Raw genomic sequence first — 16,600 nt, forward strand, 5'->3', positions numbered from 1 at the left:
TATGTGAAGGAAGGCCTTCATTTTTCAACGTTTTCTTAACATAGACAGGCTCTATGTGAAGGAAGGCCGTCAATTTTTCGCGTTTCCTTAACGTAGACGGGTTCTATGTTAAGGAAGGCCGTCTTTTTTCCGCGCTTTCTTAACGTAGACGCACTCTAGGTTAAGGAAGACCCTCAATTTTCCGCGCTTCCTTAACGTAGACGGGCTCTATGTGAAGAAAGACCTTCGTTTTTCCGTGCTTCCTTAACGTAGACGGGCTCTAGATTAAGAAAGCGCCTTGTTTTTGCTTGCTTTCTTAATGTAGACAGGATCTATGTAAAGAAAGGCCATCTTTTTTCCATGCTTCCTTAACGTAGACGCCCTCTATGTGAAGAAAGACCTTCGTTTTTCCGCGCTTCCTTAACATAGACGGGTTCTATGTTAAGAAAGGCCTTCGTTTTTCCATCCTTCCTTAATGTAGACGCACTCTATGTAAAGCAAGAGCCTCGTTTTTGCTTGCTTCCTTAACGTAAACGCCCTCTATGTAAAGAAAGGCCGTCTTTTTTCCGCGCTTCCTTAACGTAGACGCGCCCTATGTGAAGAAAGGCCATCTTTTTTCCGTGCTTCCTTAACGTAGACGGGCTCTAGATTAAGAAAGCGCCTTGTTTTTTCTTGCTTTCTTAATGTAGACAGGATCTATGTAAAGAAAGGCCATCTTTTTTCCGTGCTTCCTTAACGTAGACGCACTCTATGTAAAGCAAGAGCCTCGTTTTTGCTTGCTTCCTTAACGTAGACGCACTCTATGTAAAGAAAGGCCGTCTTTTTTCCGCGCTTCCTTAACGTAGACGCGCCCTATGTGAAGAAAGGCCATCTTTTTTCCGTGCTTCCTTAACGTAGACGCACTCCATGTAAATCTCGCGCTTCCTCACATTTTTAAGCCGGCTCTTTGCCGGAGGGTTGTTCATTTAACAGGACAGAGGTCCGTTTCAGTCTGAAATTTCAAAACGGCACCGCGCTTGATTTCGGTCGGTTTAGCAAGCCGCAGGGGTTTATGCCATGCAAAAATCGGCACGGATCTTTTCCCATACGCGGCAGTAAAAAACGGTGGACCTTTTGTTCACCGTTTTTTACCACTTTATACGGGCATTTTTTCACGTTCCACTTTTTCTATCATATTCCCGTCCGTATCCCACTTCAGCGCCCGGTAGACAGCGTCGTGGTAAAATACAAACCAGGCATTGTCCCGGATCGCCTCTTCAATCCATTTCTGTTTTTGAAAAATGGAAGTCATCGGGTAATCATCATAAGCCATCACCCAAAGCGGGTTGCGATGCGCGTGCGTCGGCAAAAGATCTGCCATATGGATCCATTTTTCGCCGCCGGACTCCGCCATGATAATCGCATGCCCGTCACTGTGCCCGCCTGTATGTACCATCCGGACTTTGCCTTCAATGGTAACCTCTTCTTTAAACGTTTGCACCTGATGCTGGATTGCTTCCCAGTTTTCCTTCCAATATGTGCTTTTTGAACGGATATTCGGGTGGCGCATTTCGTCCCATTCCGTTTCAGATACATAGATGGCCGCATTTGGGAATGAAGGGACATATCCATTTGTATCATCCGGCATGGTCAGGCCGCATGCATGGTCAAAATGCAAATGTGTCATCAGCACAATATCGATATCCTCACGTGTCAGCCCGAATACGCTTAATGAACGGTCGATCCGTGACTCCTCTGTGACGCCGTAATTCCGCTTCTGCTTGTCTGTCAGTTTTCCGTTGCCAATCCCGGACTCAATGAGAATGTTTTTCCCGTACAGCTGAAAAAAGATCGGGTCTGTCCGAAGTTCAATCTGGTTTTTTTCATTATATGGATATTTCCGCGACCAGAGCGGTTTCGGGACAACGCCAAACATGGCACCGCCATCCAGATGCGTGACGCCACCATCGAGCCAGTAAAGCGTCATTTCACCGACTGTTACATGTTCCATCATTTTCCCTCCTGTAATCGGTTTCACTTAATATTATTCGCCACCATTTCCCATTTTCCTGCCTGTGCCGCAATACAAAAAGGCGATCCTGCCTGTCCGCTTTGCCCTGTGGTTTTTCCCCCGCCAGTTCCGTAATGCAAAAAACTGAAAATGCTGTTCCTGTTTTTCCCAGCCTGTTCCGCTTTGCAAAAATTGAAAATGCCGACCCCTTTTTTCCCCAGCTGTTCCGACTTGAAAAAAAGGAAAATGCCACTCCCATTTTCCCTGCCTGCTTCGCTTTGCAAAAAACGAAAATATCGGTCCTGTTTCCCCAGCCTGTTCCGCGTTGCAAAAAAATTGAAAATGCCGGTTCCCGTTTTTTCCTGTCTGTACCACAATGCAAAAAACTGAAAATGCCGTTCCCATTTTTTCCTGTCTGTTCCGCGTTGCAAAAAATCAAAATACCGTTCCTGTTTTTCCTGTCTATGCCACGTTGCAAAAAAAAGCGCCCGGCGCACTGCCATTATCCTTGCAGTGCGCCGGGCGCGTTAAGATATTTTGCCTCACAGCGGTAAATGCGCTGTCCTTGTGCGGAAAACTTTTCTTCATATTCCGTCATGACATTGCCGGAAAAATCACTGCGATGCAAATCAAGACTGATATTTTTTAACAGCAGGCCATATTCCGAAAAACTTTGCAGCGAGTATTCAAACAGGCCTTGGTTGTCCGTTTTTAAATGAATTTCCCCGCCATCCGCCAAAATGTCTTCATACAGCTGCAAAAAAGTACGGTATGTAAGCCGCCGTTTTTCATGGCGTTTTTTTGGCCACGGGTCGGAAAAATTCAAATAAATCCGTTCGACATCGCCTTTTGCAAAAAATTCCCGCAGCTTTGCACCGTCTGCATTTAACAATTTTACATTCGGGCGGTTCTTTTCAATCAGCTTATCGAGCGCAGACACGATCACGCTCGGCTGTTTTTCGATCCCGAGAAAATTGATTTCGGGATGCTGTTCCGCCATTTCGGAAATAAACCGGCCTTTCCCTGTTCCGATTTCAATATGGAGCGGGTTGCTGTTTCCAAACAGTGCCTGCCAATGGCCGCGCCATTTTTCCGGGTCCGGTACGACGAATTGCGGGTACTTTTTTAATTTTTCTTCCGCCCATGGCTTATTCCGTAATCTCATAAAAACACCCCAACTTATATTTTTTGGCAAAAGCCTGGCCTATCTGCATAAAAAAAGAGGCAGGTTAAACAATAGAGTATGTATGGAGGTACCGGCGCAAGACCTTCATGCACATGTCAACAGCTGCATATCTCTAGTGAAGGATGTGTTCCACTTGGCACTCAGCCATCGCGACCAGTTAACCTTATTAACGGATATTTTGTACGATCATCAAACAGACTGCTGCGGATCTGTTTCAGAATGTGAACAATTGGAAAGGCTGGTCAAATCATTGCTCGTCAATCCGGCTGTCGCAAATGATATGAAACAAACGCTGACAGATGTGTACAACTACAGCCAGGCGGGAAAATATGCCCAGCATTTGGACGACCATATTGAAGCCCACCAAAACAAGCTCGGGGAATGGGTTGACCAGCTGAACACCTATTTTTAAAGAATGAAGAGCGGCAAAAAGAAGAGGAACCATCACCCGGTTTCTCTTCTTTTTCGTTCGAAACCGGAACACTTTTTTCGCTACAAGCCCGCAACTGGCAGTTTCTCTAAAAAAGAAGGCCCGGGCAAACGCGGGATGCAGCCTTCTCTTATTTTTTCACGCCGCCATGCACGTTCTGCAAAAAATCAAGCCAGCGTTGCATTTCTTCGTACCGGCCTTTTTCTTTATGCCAGCAAATCATCACAATCGCTTGGTAAATGGTGTGCCATTTCATCCGGAGCGAAAGGCTTGCGGTCATTTTCGTACCGTATTGCAGCAACCACCTTTCCCAATTTTCGGGCGGAATGTAGGCGTACAGGAGCATGCCGATGTCCATCGCCGGATCGCCGATCAGCGGGCCGTCCCAATCGATCAGAAACAATTCATTTTCGTTTGATAAAAGCCAGTTGTTATGATTGATATCGCCGTGGCAGACGACACAATCCCCGTATGCAACGTTCGGCTGTTCGCGTTCGAGAAATTCAAGGGCATCCAGAACACCTGGTGCATCGGGCCATTCCCCTTTTGCGCCGGATTTGAGATCATGCAGCATGTTTTCAGGCTTCATCGATTCCAGCCCGAGCCTTTGCAGCATCGTTAAAAGCGGTTTTGAATCGTGAATTTTTTTCAGCATCTTGGCAACGCGTTCTTCTTCCATTTCGTAAGGCTTTAGTTCCCTGCCCTCCACCCACTGCTGGGCCGTGATGGTGTCGCCGTTTTCTAGCCTTTTCGTCCAGACAAGCTTCGGGACAATGCCTTCAGCGGATAACACGGCCAGAAACGGCGATGAATTCCGTTTTAAAAAGAGGGATTGTTCCTGGTATTTGGCATAGAAGGCTTCTCCTGTCGCCCCCCCTGCCGGCATGATCTCCCAGCCTTTTCCTAATATATCTTCCAACATGTTCACCTTCAAATTCAGTAAGTCAACCTCACACCGATGAAAAAACAGCGATATCCCTGTTATAAAGCCAGGAAAAGTAGGATTTGTAAAAAAGTAAAAATGCCATTCCATTTTACACAAAACATTGGCGCGGATTCTTCCTGTTTGCTGAAAAATCCGCAGCTGCCGGTTTTTTCACTCGGCAAACGGAGACAAAAACAAAAAAAGACAGCTATTGGCAAGTATCATTCACAATAGCCACCTTTCAATAAATTTTATCGCTTTTTGACTTTTTTCGTCAAGCGTAATTTTGGTTTGCCGCGGGGCCGGTTTTCCCCGAAATATTGAAATACCGGGAAGGCAGCTGTTTGTCCCAAAAATTTTCCAATGTTTGCAAGAAAAATCTCCGCTCTATTCCCCGCCGCCGTGACGAGCAGCCTCGTTCGTTCCGGCACTTTTTTTGTCCAGGCATTCGTTAAGCAGCACTTGGGCCGACTTCAGTTGCATATATTTAAACGGTGAGCGCAAATTTCGCTGTTGCCGGAACCATTCGACATGCGGGCGTTTGTCAAGAATATGGAGGCCATCCGGCGCATCCGGCCATTGAATAAACCCGTTCCGGCAAATGAGCGCCCTTTCGACCGGAAAGGTGATATCATGCCGTTTCAGAATGCTGCGCACGATTTTTTCCGTCCGCGCGAGGGCAATGGCCGGATTTAAAATATTTTCTTCGTTCCTGGCTGTCCGCTTCTTCCAGAAACGGCCGTTCGACCCGAAAAAGACGGCATCCTTTTCTTTTTCCACAAAGGCAATACACCATACCGCCATTGGCGAAATCAAAAGATGTTCCATTTCCAAAACGGCTTTTTTGAATGAAAAAACCGGCCGGTACATCAATAAAAATGTATCCGGAAATCTTTGCAAAAAATATTTTAAGTCCGGGTCAAAATAAAGGACGGCTGGGATTTCGGACTGTTGCAGCAAAGTGGAACTGGCCCATTTCAGCTGGAACCGGAACAGCTGGTCGAGAAATAATTTTTTTAACTGGTCTTCCGTCTCCGGCAAAAAGGCAAGCTGCGGGGCAAAATCCAATTCCCCGGGTGGCGCGTGGAAAACCGGCGCGTCCGGCTCCTCTATTTCGGCCGTATCTTTTCTTTTTAACCAGTGTTTCATGCGGGAAAGGACCTGGCGCGATTCTTCCTGCGCAGGCGCTTCCTCTTCTTCCTCCGGCCCGTTTTCCCAGTTTTCCCGGAATTTTTCCCACTGTTGTTTTTTCAGCCGGATAAACTGGTTGGTGTAGCGGATTAAGTCTGTTTCATAACGTGATACAAAGTCTTGCATTTTTAATAACTGTCCCATTTTCCTTTTCCCTTACTTCAAATTCTGTGCATCAGCTAGCCTGAAAGACTGCACGATTTCGTATTTTGGCGTTTGATGGAGATTCGTCCGGTAGAGCACGATCCGGTCTGCCGAAAAAGGCACCGGTTCAGGCGAAAACGCATCCAGCATGCCGTCAGCAAATGGTCTGTCACCGTCCCATTTCCGCGCCAGCGTCATATGCGGGTGAAACGGTCTTCGATCAAGTGAAAAACCTGCTTCAAGGCAGCAGCCGGCCACCATTGTCTCAAGATCAGAAAGCGGCGGTGATTCCTGTATGCCTGCAAAGAGTACACGCGGTTCGTCTTTTTTCCCAAAAGTACCGAAGTGGTCGAACACAAGCGGCAGCACGTGGAATGCACCGATTTGATCTGCAATCAGCCGGTTCGCTTTTTCCAATTGCGCCTCTTCTGCCGCTCCCAAAAAGGCAAGGGTAATATGAAGATCATCGCGGTGCACCCATCGCTTAAACGGCAGGCTCCCTTTCAAGCCGGCCGTTGCCTGCTGCAATTTTTGTTTGAACGCTTCCGGCAGCAAGACGGCATAAAAATAATGGTTTGCCATCGCTTTTTTCGCCCCTGTCCATCGTGGTTTTGTGTTTATTTTAACAAAAACTGCCCTGCAGGTATACTGTGCAAAATCTGGTTTCCGGCATTTCCGATGTTTTCATTTTTCCGAATAGGGTATATAAATATGTTAAGGGGGGAGAGCTGGAGTGAAGATTGGCGACCATGTCATGTACAAAGGTGAGAATTGTGAAATCGTATTTATTTACAAAAGCGGGTATTGTGAACTGAAGAAGCCATTTCTTCATCAAATTGTGCTTGCCCACATGTCGGAGCTTGAACCGGCAGGAGAAGAAGAAGCCAGGCTCCAAAAATAGCAAGGGGCATTCCTTTAACCGTTCCTCCGGCTAAAGGAATGCCCCTTCTTTTATTTTGGCGCGCCCGGCACCGCTGCCGAAAGAGCATGAATCTCCCTGTCAAAAGCTTGCTGCAGTTTTAACGTTATTGCGCCTGGTGTGCCGTCTGCAACGGGTTTACCGTCAATGTCCACAATCGGCATGATTTCGGATGTCGTGCTTGTCATCAAGACTTCATCCGCCGCGCGCAAATCCGCTACCGTAAACGGCTCTTCCCGGAAAGGAATGCCTTCTTTCCCGCAAATGCCAAAGACCACTTGTCTTGTAATCCCGTTTAAAATGAGGTTCGTTGCCGGATGTGTCAAGAGCACGCCGTCTTTTACGATAAATACATTCGACGACGAGCCTTCTGTCACTGTTTCGCCGCGGTGCTGGATTGCCTCATAAGCGCCGTTTTCCACAGCTTTTTGTTTGGCGAGCACATTGCCGAGCAGGTTCAGGCTTTTGATGTCGCAGCGCAGCCAGCGGATGTCTTCCGCAAGCACCGCTTTTACGCCTTTTCTCATTTTTTCAAGCGGCCGTTCCATTTCACTCGTGTATGCAACAAACGTCGTTTCGCTTGTTTCCGGAAAATGGTGTTTCCGCTTGGCAACGCCGCGCGTAAATTGCAAATAGACAATGCCTGTATCGAGGCGGTTTGCTGCAACCAGTGCTTCCAGTTGTGCCGTGAGCTGCTCCATTGTATACGGAATGTGGAGCGAAAGTTTTTCCGCGCTTTGATAGAGCCGCTTTAAATGCATTTCGCTTGTAAAAAGCCTGCCCCCGTATACGCGGACCACTTCGTAAATGCCATCCCCGAACTGATAACCACGGTCTTCAATATCAACGCTTGCTTCTCCCCTGTCGATCAGGGTGCCGTTTAAAACCAGTTTCTCCATGATGCAACCCCTTTGCCTTTTTTCATTTTATTGCGGCTTTCCCGCTCGTTCTTCTGCTTGCTTGCGGCCCGCCGGCATTGACGCAGCTAAAGTCACGCGTGCTTCCCGGCCAGTTCATAAATGGACTGTGCATAAATAGCCGTTGCTTTAAGCAAATCTTCCACATACATGTACTCATCTTTCTGGTGCATGACATCTTCGCGGCCCGGGAAAAGCGCCCCAAATGCCACACCTTTTTTAAGGGTACGTGCATATGTACCGCCGCCGATTGCCAACAGCTTCGCTTCCTCTCCGGTCTGCTCCTCATACACTTTCGCAAGCGTCGTAATCAGCGGGTCATTTTTGTCAACATAATGCGGTTTCTGATCGGAAAAATGATCAAAACGCAAGCCGTCTTCTTTTAATTTCGACACAATTTTTGTTTTTCCTGCTTCGAGATCGAAAGTAACGGGATAACGCATATTTAATCCTATGCGGCCGCCTTTTTCCTGATGATAGGACATGATCCCGATATTGATCGTCAATTCCCCTGAAACTTCATCTTTGTACCCGATGCCGAAATATTCACCGCGTGAACGGCCGAAGAACTGGTTGAGCGTTTTGATAAATTTTGCCCCGGCACGGTCAAGCGCCACATTATTTAAAAATTTTGCCAAATAAAGCCCCGCGCTTTTTCCGTTTTCCGGTTCCGCACCATGGGCCGAAACGCCTTCAAGCTTTAAAATCAAAACGCCGTCGTCCACGACATCCTGCCCGCGAAGCCCGGTTTCCTTTTGAAAATCCTGGAATTTTTGCAAAAGTTCCGTCTGCTCGCCGTGCGTGACAATGCGTGCCTCCGCATAATCCGGCACCATATTGTAGCGGCGCCCCGATTCAAAAGAAAGCAGTTCCGCCTGCCCCTGCCCCGTATTTTCCGTTTTTTCCGGATCCTGGATAATGTCAAAATCGGCAATTCCTTTTTCCGCATAAATGATCGGGAAGTCGGCATCCGGCGAAAACCCGATGGCCGGCATTTCCTCGTTTGCAAAATAGGCGTCCATGCATCTCCAGTTGCTTTCTTCATCTGTGCCGACAATGAGGCGCACCCTTTTTTCAAGTGGCACCCCGAGTTCGTTTACAATTTTCATGCCGTAATAAGCTGCCATTGTCGGGCCTTTGTCGTCGCTTGAGCCGCGCGCATAAATTTTCCCGTCTTTGACTGTGCCGCTGTACGGATCAACTGTCCAGCCGTCCCCCTCCGGCACCACATCGACATGCCCGAGGATCCCGAGAATGTCTTCTCCTTCCCCCATTTCAAGGTGCCCGGCGAGATTTTGCACATTTTTCGTTTTGAACCCGTCTTTTTCACCGAGATCGAGCATATATTGGAGCGCCTCCCTGACGCCTTGCCCGAGTGGTGCTTCTTCCGTTGTATTTGCTTCATCGAGGACACTTCTGATCTGCAAAATCCCTTGAAGATCGCGGATCAAATCCTCTTTCCTTTTTAATACTTCTTCCATCCAGTGGATATCGGCCATTTTTGTCGCTCCTTTATGTTGTCATTCATTCTTTATTTTACTTCTTTTTCCATTGATTATAAAATGAATTGATATTTTTTGCCGGCCGGGGGATGAAAGACAGAACGGGAAACAGCATATTGTCTTTCAACAGAGGGATGAAGGACAAAACACGGGCCGGCAAACGGCGAATTGTCCTTTATAGGCGGGATGAAAGACAAATCACGGGTCAGCAAACGGCGTTTTGTCCTTCATCAGCGGGATGAAAGACAAAACATGGGTTGGCAAACGGTGAATTGTCCTTCATAACTATGATGAAGGACAAAACGGATGCCGGGAAACAGCTAAATGTTCTTCATCAGGGTGATGAAAGACAGAACGTGGTGCTGGGACCGTTGAAATGTCCTCCATCGGGCTGGTAAAGGCATACCCAGTCGGATAGCGGCAACCTAGGAAAAAGCCGGTAAAAAGAAATCGCTACCAATAGTGGTTATAAACTTAACGGGCACAACATATGGTGTAAACAAGAGCTGATATATTTGTCAATTCAGGCAAAAAGATGTACAATATAATTGTCTGACATCTTAGAAAAAAATTTTAGAAAAAGGAGTTGTCCGAACGGCACGCATATTCCTGTAAGCTAAACATGTTGTAAAGCTGTTTGTCGTCTTTGTCTTTGGAAAAAAGATGAGGGAGTGGTATTTTGAAACCATCAACAGACCGTATGCTTACTCGTATTAAGTCGATTTATGTATTTATTAAAGAGAAAGGGACTGTGACAACCCAGGAACTGGTAGATGAGTTCGGCATCACTCCTCGCACCATTCAAAGAGATTTGAATGTGCTGGCATACAACGACTTGGTCAAAAGCACACACAGGGGGATTTGGACAACAACAAGCAAAAAAGTTAAGATGTCATCTTAGAGAAAGAAACAAATTGTTTTTTTGGAAAGCGGCAGCGGAGACATGCAGTGCCGCTTTTGGCATGTTTAAGGGCCGTTTATCCCTGCCATTTACAACCTATTCCCGCAGGTTCAATACTCCTCACCTGCTCATCAGTTTCGCTTACCCTGCACCCAAATAGGCAACCCCTCCTTCAGGTGTTGACAACTAACCCGGAAAGTTTATCCACTAAAATGGAGTGCAGCCTTTTTCTCCCGCTTGCAATCTCTGCTCATACACGTTGAAATCTGACATAAAAAAACTATCCGGTTAAAGTGGTTCAACTTTTTACCCACGATTTCAATCCCTGCTTTCACGCGTTAAACCCTGATACAGGTCAACTATCCGCTGCTTAAGAGGGTTCAGCTTTTACTCTCGCTCACAATGCCGCTTTCACGCGTTGAACCCCACCGCCGGAAAACTATCCGCTAAAATGGGATCCAGCTTTTTTCTCCTGCTTACAACCCATGGCTAAACGGCTGAACAACCGAAAACGCCAGGAAGTTCAGCGTTTTACCGCCACTTGCAATCCCGTCAGCCATACACAACTTTATCCCGCATCTTGCCCGCAAGCCTTACATTGCGCTTCCTGTTACACAAATCATCCCGTCTGCTTACCGCATATGCAACCTTGCCTTCACGCGTTGAATCCTTACGCCGAACAGCTTGTCCGCAAGTTTCGATTTCAGGCCAAGGTAGGCATAAACAACCGCACCGGCCGCGGCGCAAATCACAACAATCAGCAATGCCTGCCACCTCGAAGAAGGAGAAAGCACAAGTGTGAGCCCTTTATAAACAGCACCGACCACCGCCAGCATGACAGCATTAAAAATCAAAATCAGGATCGTGCGCCGGATCACCGTCCGATACGGATAGGCAGCGAAAATTTTGATCACAATAAAGCTGATCAGAATCGACGCTGTATACCCGATTGCCGTGGCGTAGACCGCGCCGAGAATCCCAAACATTTTGATCAGCGGGATATTCAGGCTTAATTTTAACAATAGCCCGACGAGCAAGCTTAAAATCGTCCAGCGCTGCTCATTGACCCCCTGCATGATCGCCGCTGTCACGGAATAAAGCGAGAACAAAATGGCAACCGGTGCATAATGCATCAGCACGCTGACCGAGACGGCGTTATCCGTATTATAAAAAATCGCAAAAATAGGCTTGGCCAAAAGCGACATCCCAAGCGCAGCCGGCACCGTAATAAAAAGCAGCACCTGCAATGTCTGGTCAACAGATCGGACGAGCATATCGCGCTCCCTTTTCGCGAAAGCTTCCGTAATCATTGGAACAAGCGTCATGGAGAAGGCGGTCGCTAGGGAGACCGGAATAATGACAAGCTTGTGCGACTGGAAATTCAATATCCCGAGCTGCGTCTGCCACATTTTCCCGAGCCCGACCGCTTCCATACCGCGCTTCACTGTCAGCTGGTCAACCATCTGGTAAAGCGAATTGGCGATCCCAACAAATACAAACGGCAAAGCAGAAAGGATGATTTCTTTATACAACGTGGGAATCGAAACATGCATTGTGCCTTTATCCTGTTCAAGCAGCCGGTCAAGATGCGGTTTTCGTTTGAACCAGTACCAAATGAGCACAAACAGGCTCGCCATCCCACCGACAAATGCGGCAAATGTCGCCGCGCTGATGGCGGACACGATGCTGCCGTGGAGCATATGTAAAATCACGTAAGCACCGATCAGCATAAATAAAATCCGGACAACCTGCTCCACAACCTGGGAAACAGCAGAAGGCCCCATTGACTGGTGCCCCTGGAAAAAACCGCGAATCAGGCTCATCACCGGAATGATGATCAGCGCAAAACTGACCGCCCGGATCACCACTGTCACGTCGGCTTTTGAGAAAACCTGGGCTTCCTGCTTGCCGGCCATCGCCAAATCCGTAAAATACGGGGCAAAAACATACATCACAAGAAAGCCGGCAATACCTGTCCCAATCATTAAATACATGCTCGACCTGAACAGCTTCCGGCTGACCGCATATTCTTCCAGCGCATTATATTTTGCCACATATTTTGCGACAGCAAGCGGGACGCCTGCCGTGGAAATGCTAATAAAAATATTGTAAGGGACATACCCGAACTGGTAGAGTGCCTCCGGTCCTGATCCGCCGATAATCGCATCAAACGGAATCACATAGAACACCCCGAGAATTTTCGAGATGATCGTCCCAAGTGTTAAAATAAACGTGCCGCGCAATAATTTTGAAGACATAAAATCCCTTCCCGCCCGAAATGATCTTCCGGCCGCCCCTGATGCGGACGGGCCTTTTTTCACACACTATAATGTAGTGTACCGCGAACATACCCGCTTGACAATTTTTTTATGAAGAATTTTTTTCGCGGATAGACGGCGGGATGGATGGCAGTTGAGGCTGCAGCTACCCTGGATCATCTTTTACAATCGTGTGGACAGAAAAAGTCGGGCCGGGCAACCCCCGCTTTATTTATGGTACAAAATCATCGCCGAAAAACAGTAAATCTGGTCATCTTCCTCGGGCTCCACCATGGCGGCAATATTATATTTGATATCAATGAGTTGGTCCTCTCCGATTTTTTCCAAAAACGTATTCATGCTTTCCTCAAGATCCTTTTCATGTTCACAATCAAAAAGTTTGACCTGTACCATTTGTAACCCTCCCCGTTTTATTTATTTCTATTATCTCCAATTTCAGAACATTTTAATCAGACGCATCAATTTTTAAAATCCAATTGGCATAAGTATAAAATATCGGGAAAAGGACGCAATAGGCAACAAGCGAATGGAGATTGTCCCATCCTTCCAAATAGTGGAACACCCTGAACTTAACAGCCATCATTTCCATCAGAGACGTGAATGCGATCCAGATGAGTAAATAAAAAAGCACGTGGCGTACAGAGCGGATCCGCGCCCAGGATAAACGCTGCACCGTAATAAACAAATAGCCATACAAGGTAAAGACAGGTATATAAATAATGAAGTCAAAAAGCTCGAGATCAGGCGAATCAAACGTGTTGTATAAGTTTAAAGGGTGCATCGCGCTAAGCACTTCATCCGCAAAGCAGGCCATTGCTGTAAAAAACAGCCCGTTCGCAAGCCCTGCTTTCCATGAAACAGCTTTTGGCAGGAGATACAGCGCCAGTATCAACCCTGCCAAAGCGGCAAGGGTAAAGATTTCATTCTCGTCAAATTTTTTCGGAAGCATGCCGGTGTACCTCCTTTTTCCTGTCCAACCATCTATAGAGCGCATCGCCTACGTGTAAAACCGCAAGATCAGTGAAGAAGAAAGCAAGGACATACCGCCATGACCATCCGTAGGTATACAAAATTTGCAAAAAATGGAGGATGGCGACATAACCTGTAAAAACAAGGAAAAAGCACACTGCAGCCAATGTTTTCCAGCCCGACGTCCGTGACAGGTGAAACACGTGCAAATACAGCAGAAACAAAAGGGGCACCTCAAACAACACAAGCTGTCTGGAAATATAAAAAATCGGGGTATGGTGATCATGAACAAAGTGCAGGTTCATTTCCAGTATCCTTAAAAAATTGATTGTCCAGTAGTATAGCCATAAGTAAAGCAGCAATGATTTCATTTTTTCTGCCTCAAACAGCGCGCGGGACAAATAGGCCAGCCCTGCCCCTGCCAAAAGTGAAAATAAAAGAACCATCTTTTTTCCCCTTTTTTGTGGTTGATAGTCCTAGTTTGCCATTTCACAAACAAATTATGAATTTCACGCATAAAAAACGGGGCTTACGGCCATTTCACCGTAAAACCCCGTTTTCCGGAAATCCATCAGTTTGCCACAATGTTGACGAGTTTGCCCGGTACGGCAATGATTTTGCGAATCGTTTTTCCTTCCGTAAATTCCTTGATTTTTTCATCCGCAAGCGCGAGTTTTTCCATGTCCTCGCGGCTCATATTGCGGTCGATCTTTACTTTGTTGCGCACTTTGCCATTTACCTGAAGGACAATTTCCACTTCATTTTCGATGAGTTTTGAAGCATCAAAAGCAGGCCATGCTTCATATGTGATCGTCCCGCTGTGGCCAAGTTTTTCCCACAGTTCTTCGGCAATATGCGGGCAAAACGGCGACAGCAGTTTGACGAAGCCTTCCACATACGTTTTCGGTATCACTTCCACTTTATAGGCATCGTTGATAAACACCATTAATTGCGAAATGGCCGTGTTAAAATGAAGGGCATCGATATCTTCTGTCACTTTTTTGACCGTCAGATGATACGTTTTTTCCAGTGCCGGATTGGCCTTGTCCTGGATTTTTTCTGACAGGCTGCCGTCTTCATTCACAAACAGGCGCCAAATCCGGTCAAGGAAGCGGCGGGAACCGTCAAGGCCGTTCGTCGACCACGGGATCGATGCATCCAAAGGGCCCATGAACATTTCGTACAGCCGGAGCGTATCGGCCCCGTGTGACTCAAGAATGTCATCCGGATTAACGACATTGCCGCGCGATTTGCTCATCTTTTCATGGTTCGCGCCCAGGATCATGCCTTGGTTGAACAATCTTTGGAATGGTTCTTTCGTTGACACCACCCCGATATCGTACAAAAATTTATGCCAGAAACGGGCATACAGCAAGTGCAGCACCGCATGCTCGGTTCCGCCGATGTACAGGTCAACCGGCAGCCATTTTTTCAGCTTTTCCGGATCGGCAATCGCTTTATGATTTTTCGGATCGATGAAACGGAGGAAGTACCAGCAGCTTCCCGCCCATTGCGGCATTGTGTTTGTTTCGCGCCGGCCTTTTTTCCCTGTTTTCGGATCGACAACATTGACCCAGTCTTCCACATTCGCAAGCGGTGATTCACCTGTTCCGCTCGGTTTGATTTCCTTCATTTTCGGAAGCATGAGTGGCAGCTCTTCTTCCGGCACGGCCGTTATGGTCCCGTCTTCCCAGTGGATAACCGGGATCGGCTCGCCCCAGTAACGTTGGCGGCTGAACAGCCAGTCACGCAGGCGGTATGTCACTTTCTTCTGTCCGATCCCTTTTTCTTCGAGCCACTCGATCATGCGTTTAATCGCTGCCTGTTTATCCAGCCCGTTTAAAAATCCGGAATGGACGTGTTCGCCGTCACCGGTATAGGCTTCTTTTTCAACGTTGCCGCCTGCGACGACTTCTTTAATCGGCAAATCGAATTTGCGGGCAAATTCATAGTCGCGTTCGTCATGGGCCGGCACCGCCATGATTGCGCCTGTCCCGTAGCTCATTAATACATAATCGGCAATCCAGATTGGCATTTTTTCGCCGTTCGCCGGGTTCACGGCATACGCCCCCGTAAATACGCCGGTTTTGTCTTTCGCAAGGTCCGTCCGTTCAAGGTCGCTTTTTAATTGCACCTCGGCAATGTAAGCCTGAACTGCATCGGCCTGCTCATCTGTTTTGATTTTATCCACAAGCGGGTGTTCCGGCGCAAGCACGGCATAGGTCGCCCCGAACAGCGTATCCGGGCGGGTCGTGAAAACGGTAAACGTTTCATTTGTGCCTTCAACCTGGAATGTCACTTCCGCCCCTTCCGAACGGCCAATCCAGTTGCGCTGCATATCCTTAATGTTTTCCGGCCAATCCAGCTCCTCAAGGTCTTCAAGAAGGCGGTCTGCATAGGCGGTAATTTTCAACATCCACTGGCGCATCGGTTTGCGGATGACCGGATGCCCGCCGCGTTCGCTCTTGCCGTCAATGACTTCTTCGTTTGCCAGCACGGTTCCGAGCGCAGGGCACCAGTTGACTGGCACTTCATCAATATAAGCCAGTCCCTTTTTCCACAGCTGCAGAAAAATCCACTGCGTCCATTTATAATATTCCGGATCAGATGTGTTGATTTCCCTATCCCAATCATAAGAAAACCCGATCGATTTCATCTGGCGGCGGAACGTATTGATATTTTGAATTGTGAAAACAGCCGGATCATTGCCGGTATCAATCGCATACTGCTCAGCTGGAAGCCCGAATGCATCCCACCCCATCGGATGGAGGACATTATATCCTTGCATCCGTTTCGTCCGCGACACGATGTCGGTCGCCGTATAGCCTTCCGGGTGCCCGACGTGAAGGCCTGCCCCCGACGGATACGGAAACATATCCAGGCAATAAAATTTCGGTTTATTTTCGTCTTCACCGGTACGGAACGTGTGATGCTCTTCCCAGTACTGCTGCCATTTCTTTTCGATTTTCCGGTGGTCAAAACTCATGACAGACTCCTCCTTTTTTATGTATCGACATTGACAATATAGGACGCAAAAAACCTCCCATCCCAAGAAAAAGGGACGAGAGGGTTCTCCCGCGGTACCACCCAAATTAGTGCAAGCACTCACTTTAAGTCCTTAACGCGGAATACGGCAAATACTAAAACGGGTCATATTTGCAACTCAAAGGCGAGTTCACGGGGTTCTCTGATTGGCTTGCACCTTCCGCCAATTCTCTTGTTTCAGCGCCGCCGTTACTACTCCTTGTCAACGTTCTTCTATCATTTA

At 47.5% G+C, this 16,600-nt stretch carries 15 protein-coding genes and 1 other annotated feature; of the genes, 3 read left to right on the plus strand and 12 right to left on the minus strand.

Features of this window, described 5'->3' with window-relative positions:
- Positions 1-1,114 precede the first annotated feature (1,114 nt).
- Both OF158_RS11755 and trmB read right to left on the minus strand, forming a co-directional pair.
- The gene (locus OF158_RS11755) at positions 1,115-1,969 is read right to left on the minus strand and encodes a YtnP family quorum-quenching lactonase (protein WP_035183939.1); all 855 of its coding nucleotides are present in this window, start codon (positions 1,967-1,969) and stop codon (positions 1,115-1,117) included.
- A gap of 502 nt (positions 1,970-2,471) precedes the next feature.
- Positions 2,472-3,134 (minus strand): tRNA (guanosine(46)-N7)-methyltransferase TrmB, encoded by a 663-nt coding sequence (gene trmB, locus OF158_RS11760; RefSeq protein WP_035183942.1) that lies wholly within the window; start codon positions 3,132-3,134, stop codon positions 2,472-2,474.
- Between the two features lie 154 nt (positions 3,135-3,288).
- Here trmB and OF158_RS11765 point away from each other — a divergent pair, with 154 nt between their 5' ends.
- On the plus strand, positions 3,289-3,567 hold the full coding sequence (locus OF158_RS11765; protein WP_035183945.1) for a YtzH-like family protein: 279 nt from the start codon (positions 3,289-3,291) through the stop codon (positions 3,565-3,567).
- A gap of 148 nt (positions 3,568-3,715) precedes the next feature.
- Here OF158_RS11765 and OF158_RS11770 read toward each other — a convergent pair whose 3' ends face one another.
- The 3 genes from OF158_RS11770 to thpR all read right to left on the minus strand — a co-directional run bounded on the left by OF158_RS11770 (position 3,716) and on the right by thpR (position 6,427).
- Positions 3,716-4,507, minus strand: a complete 792-nt coding sequence (locus tag OF158_RS11770) for a phosphotransferase family protein (protein ID WP_014097674.1) — start codon at positions 4,505-4,507, stop codon at positions 3,716-3,718.
- 390 nt (positions 4,508-4,897) lie between these two features.
- Positions 4,898-5,845 carry an NERD domain-containing protein gene (locus OF158_RS11775; protein ID WP_035183948.1) on the minus strand — a complete coding sequence of 316 codons (948 nt, stop codon included), beginning with the start codon at positions 5,843-5,845 and terminating at the stop codon, positions 4,898-4,900.
- Between the two features lie 12 nt (positions 5,846-5,857).
- Positions 5,858-6,427 carry an RNA 2',3'-cyclic phosphodiesterase gene (gene thpR, locus OF158_RS11780; protein WP_014097672.1) on the minus strand — a complete coding sequence of 190 codons (570 nt, stop codon included), beginning with the start codon at positions 6,425-6,427 and terminating at the stop codon, positions 5,858-5,860.
- Positions 6,428-6,578: 151 nt separating this feature from the next.
- Between thpR and OF158_RS11785 the strand changes: the two genes are divergently transcribed.
- Complete coding sequence (locus OF158_RS11785; RefSeq protein WP_014097671.1) at positions 6,579-6,746, plus strand: hypothetical protein; 168 nt, start codon at positions 6,579-6,581, stop codon at positions 6,744-6,746.
- Between the two features lie 50 nt (positions 6,747-6,796).
- Here OF158_RS11785 and dat read toward each other — a convergent pair whose 3' ends face one another.
- Complete coding sequence (gene dat / locus OF158_RS11790) at positions 6,797-7,663, minus strand: D-amino-acid transaminase (RefSeq protein ID WP_017550253.1); 867 nt, start codon at positions 7,661-7,663, stop codon at positions 6,797-6,799.
- 92 nt (positions 7,664-7,755) lie between these two features.
- Positions 7,756-9,180 (minus strand): dipeptidase PepV, encoded by a 1,425-nt coding sequence (gene pepV, locus OF158_RS11795; protein WP_035183951.1) that lies wholly within the window; start codon positions 9,178-9,180, stop codon positions 7,756-7,758.
- Between the two features lie 682 nt (positions 9,181-9,862).
- Between pepV and OF158_RS11800 the strand changes: the two genes are divergently transcribed.
- Positions 9,863-10,084 (plus strand): DeoR family transcriptional regulator, encoded by a 222-nt coding sequence (locus OF158_RS11800; protein ID WP_014097668.1) that lies wholly within the window; start codon positions 9,863-9,865, stop codon positions 10,082-10,084.
- A gap of 632 nt (positions 10,085-10,716) precedes the next feature.
- Here the strand turns inward: OF158_RS11800 and OF158_RS11805 are convergent.
- The 5 genes from OF158_RS11805 to leuS form a co-directional block, all read right to left on the minus strand.
- On the minus strand, positions 10,717-12,342 hold the full coding sequence (locus tag OF158_RS11805; protein WP_014097667.1) for a putative polysaccharide biosynthesis protein: 1,626 nt from the start codon (positions 12,340-12,342) through the stop codon (positions 10,717-10,719).
- 228 nt (positions 12,343-12,570) lie between these two features.
- Positions 12,571-12,756: a sporulation protein Cse60 gene (locus tag OF158_RS11810; protein WP_017550251.1), complete on the minus strand. Its 186-nt coding sequence runs from the start codon at positions 12,754-12,756 to the stop codon at positions 12,571-12,573.
- A 52-nt stretch (positions 12,757-12,808) separates the two neighbouring features.
- On the minus strand, positions 12,809-13,312 hold the full coding sequence (locus tag OF158_RS11815) for a hypothetical protein (RefSeq protein ID WP_017550250.1): 504 nt from the start codon (positions 13,310-13,312) through the stop codon (positions 12,809-12,811).
- Positions 13,293-13,778, minus strand: coding sequence for a hypothetical protein (locus OF158_RS11820; RefSeq protein WP_017550249.1), 486 nt, complete (start codon positions 13,776-13,778; stop codon positions 13,293-13,295). The genes OF158_RS11815 and OF158_RS11820 overlap by 20 nt, the downstream gene beginning before the upstream one ends.
- Before the next feature lie 125 nt (positions 13,779-13,903).
- Positions 13,904-16,318, minus strand: a complete 2,415-nt coding sequence (gene leuS / locus OF158_RS11825) for a leucine--tRNA ligase (RefSeq protein ID WP_026683705.1) — start codon at positions 16,316-16,318, stop codon at positions 13,904-13,906.
- 68 nt (positions 16,319-16,386) lie between these two features.
- Positions 16,387-16,592: a binding site (T-box leader), on the minus strand.
- Positions 16,593-16,600 lie beyond the last annotated feature (8 nt).

Origin of the sequence: Weizmannia sp. WK01, from assembly GCF_025905465.1 — a bacterium.
Lineage (GTDB): Bacteria > Bacillota > Bacilli > Bacillales > Bacillaceae_C > Weizmannia > Weizmannia faecalis.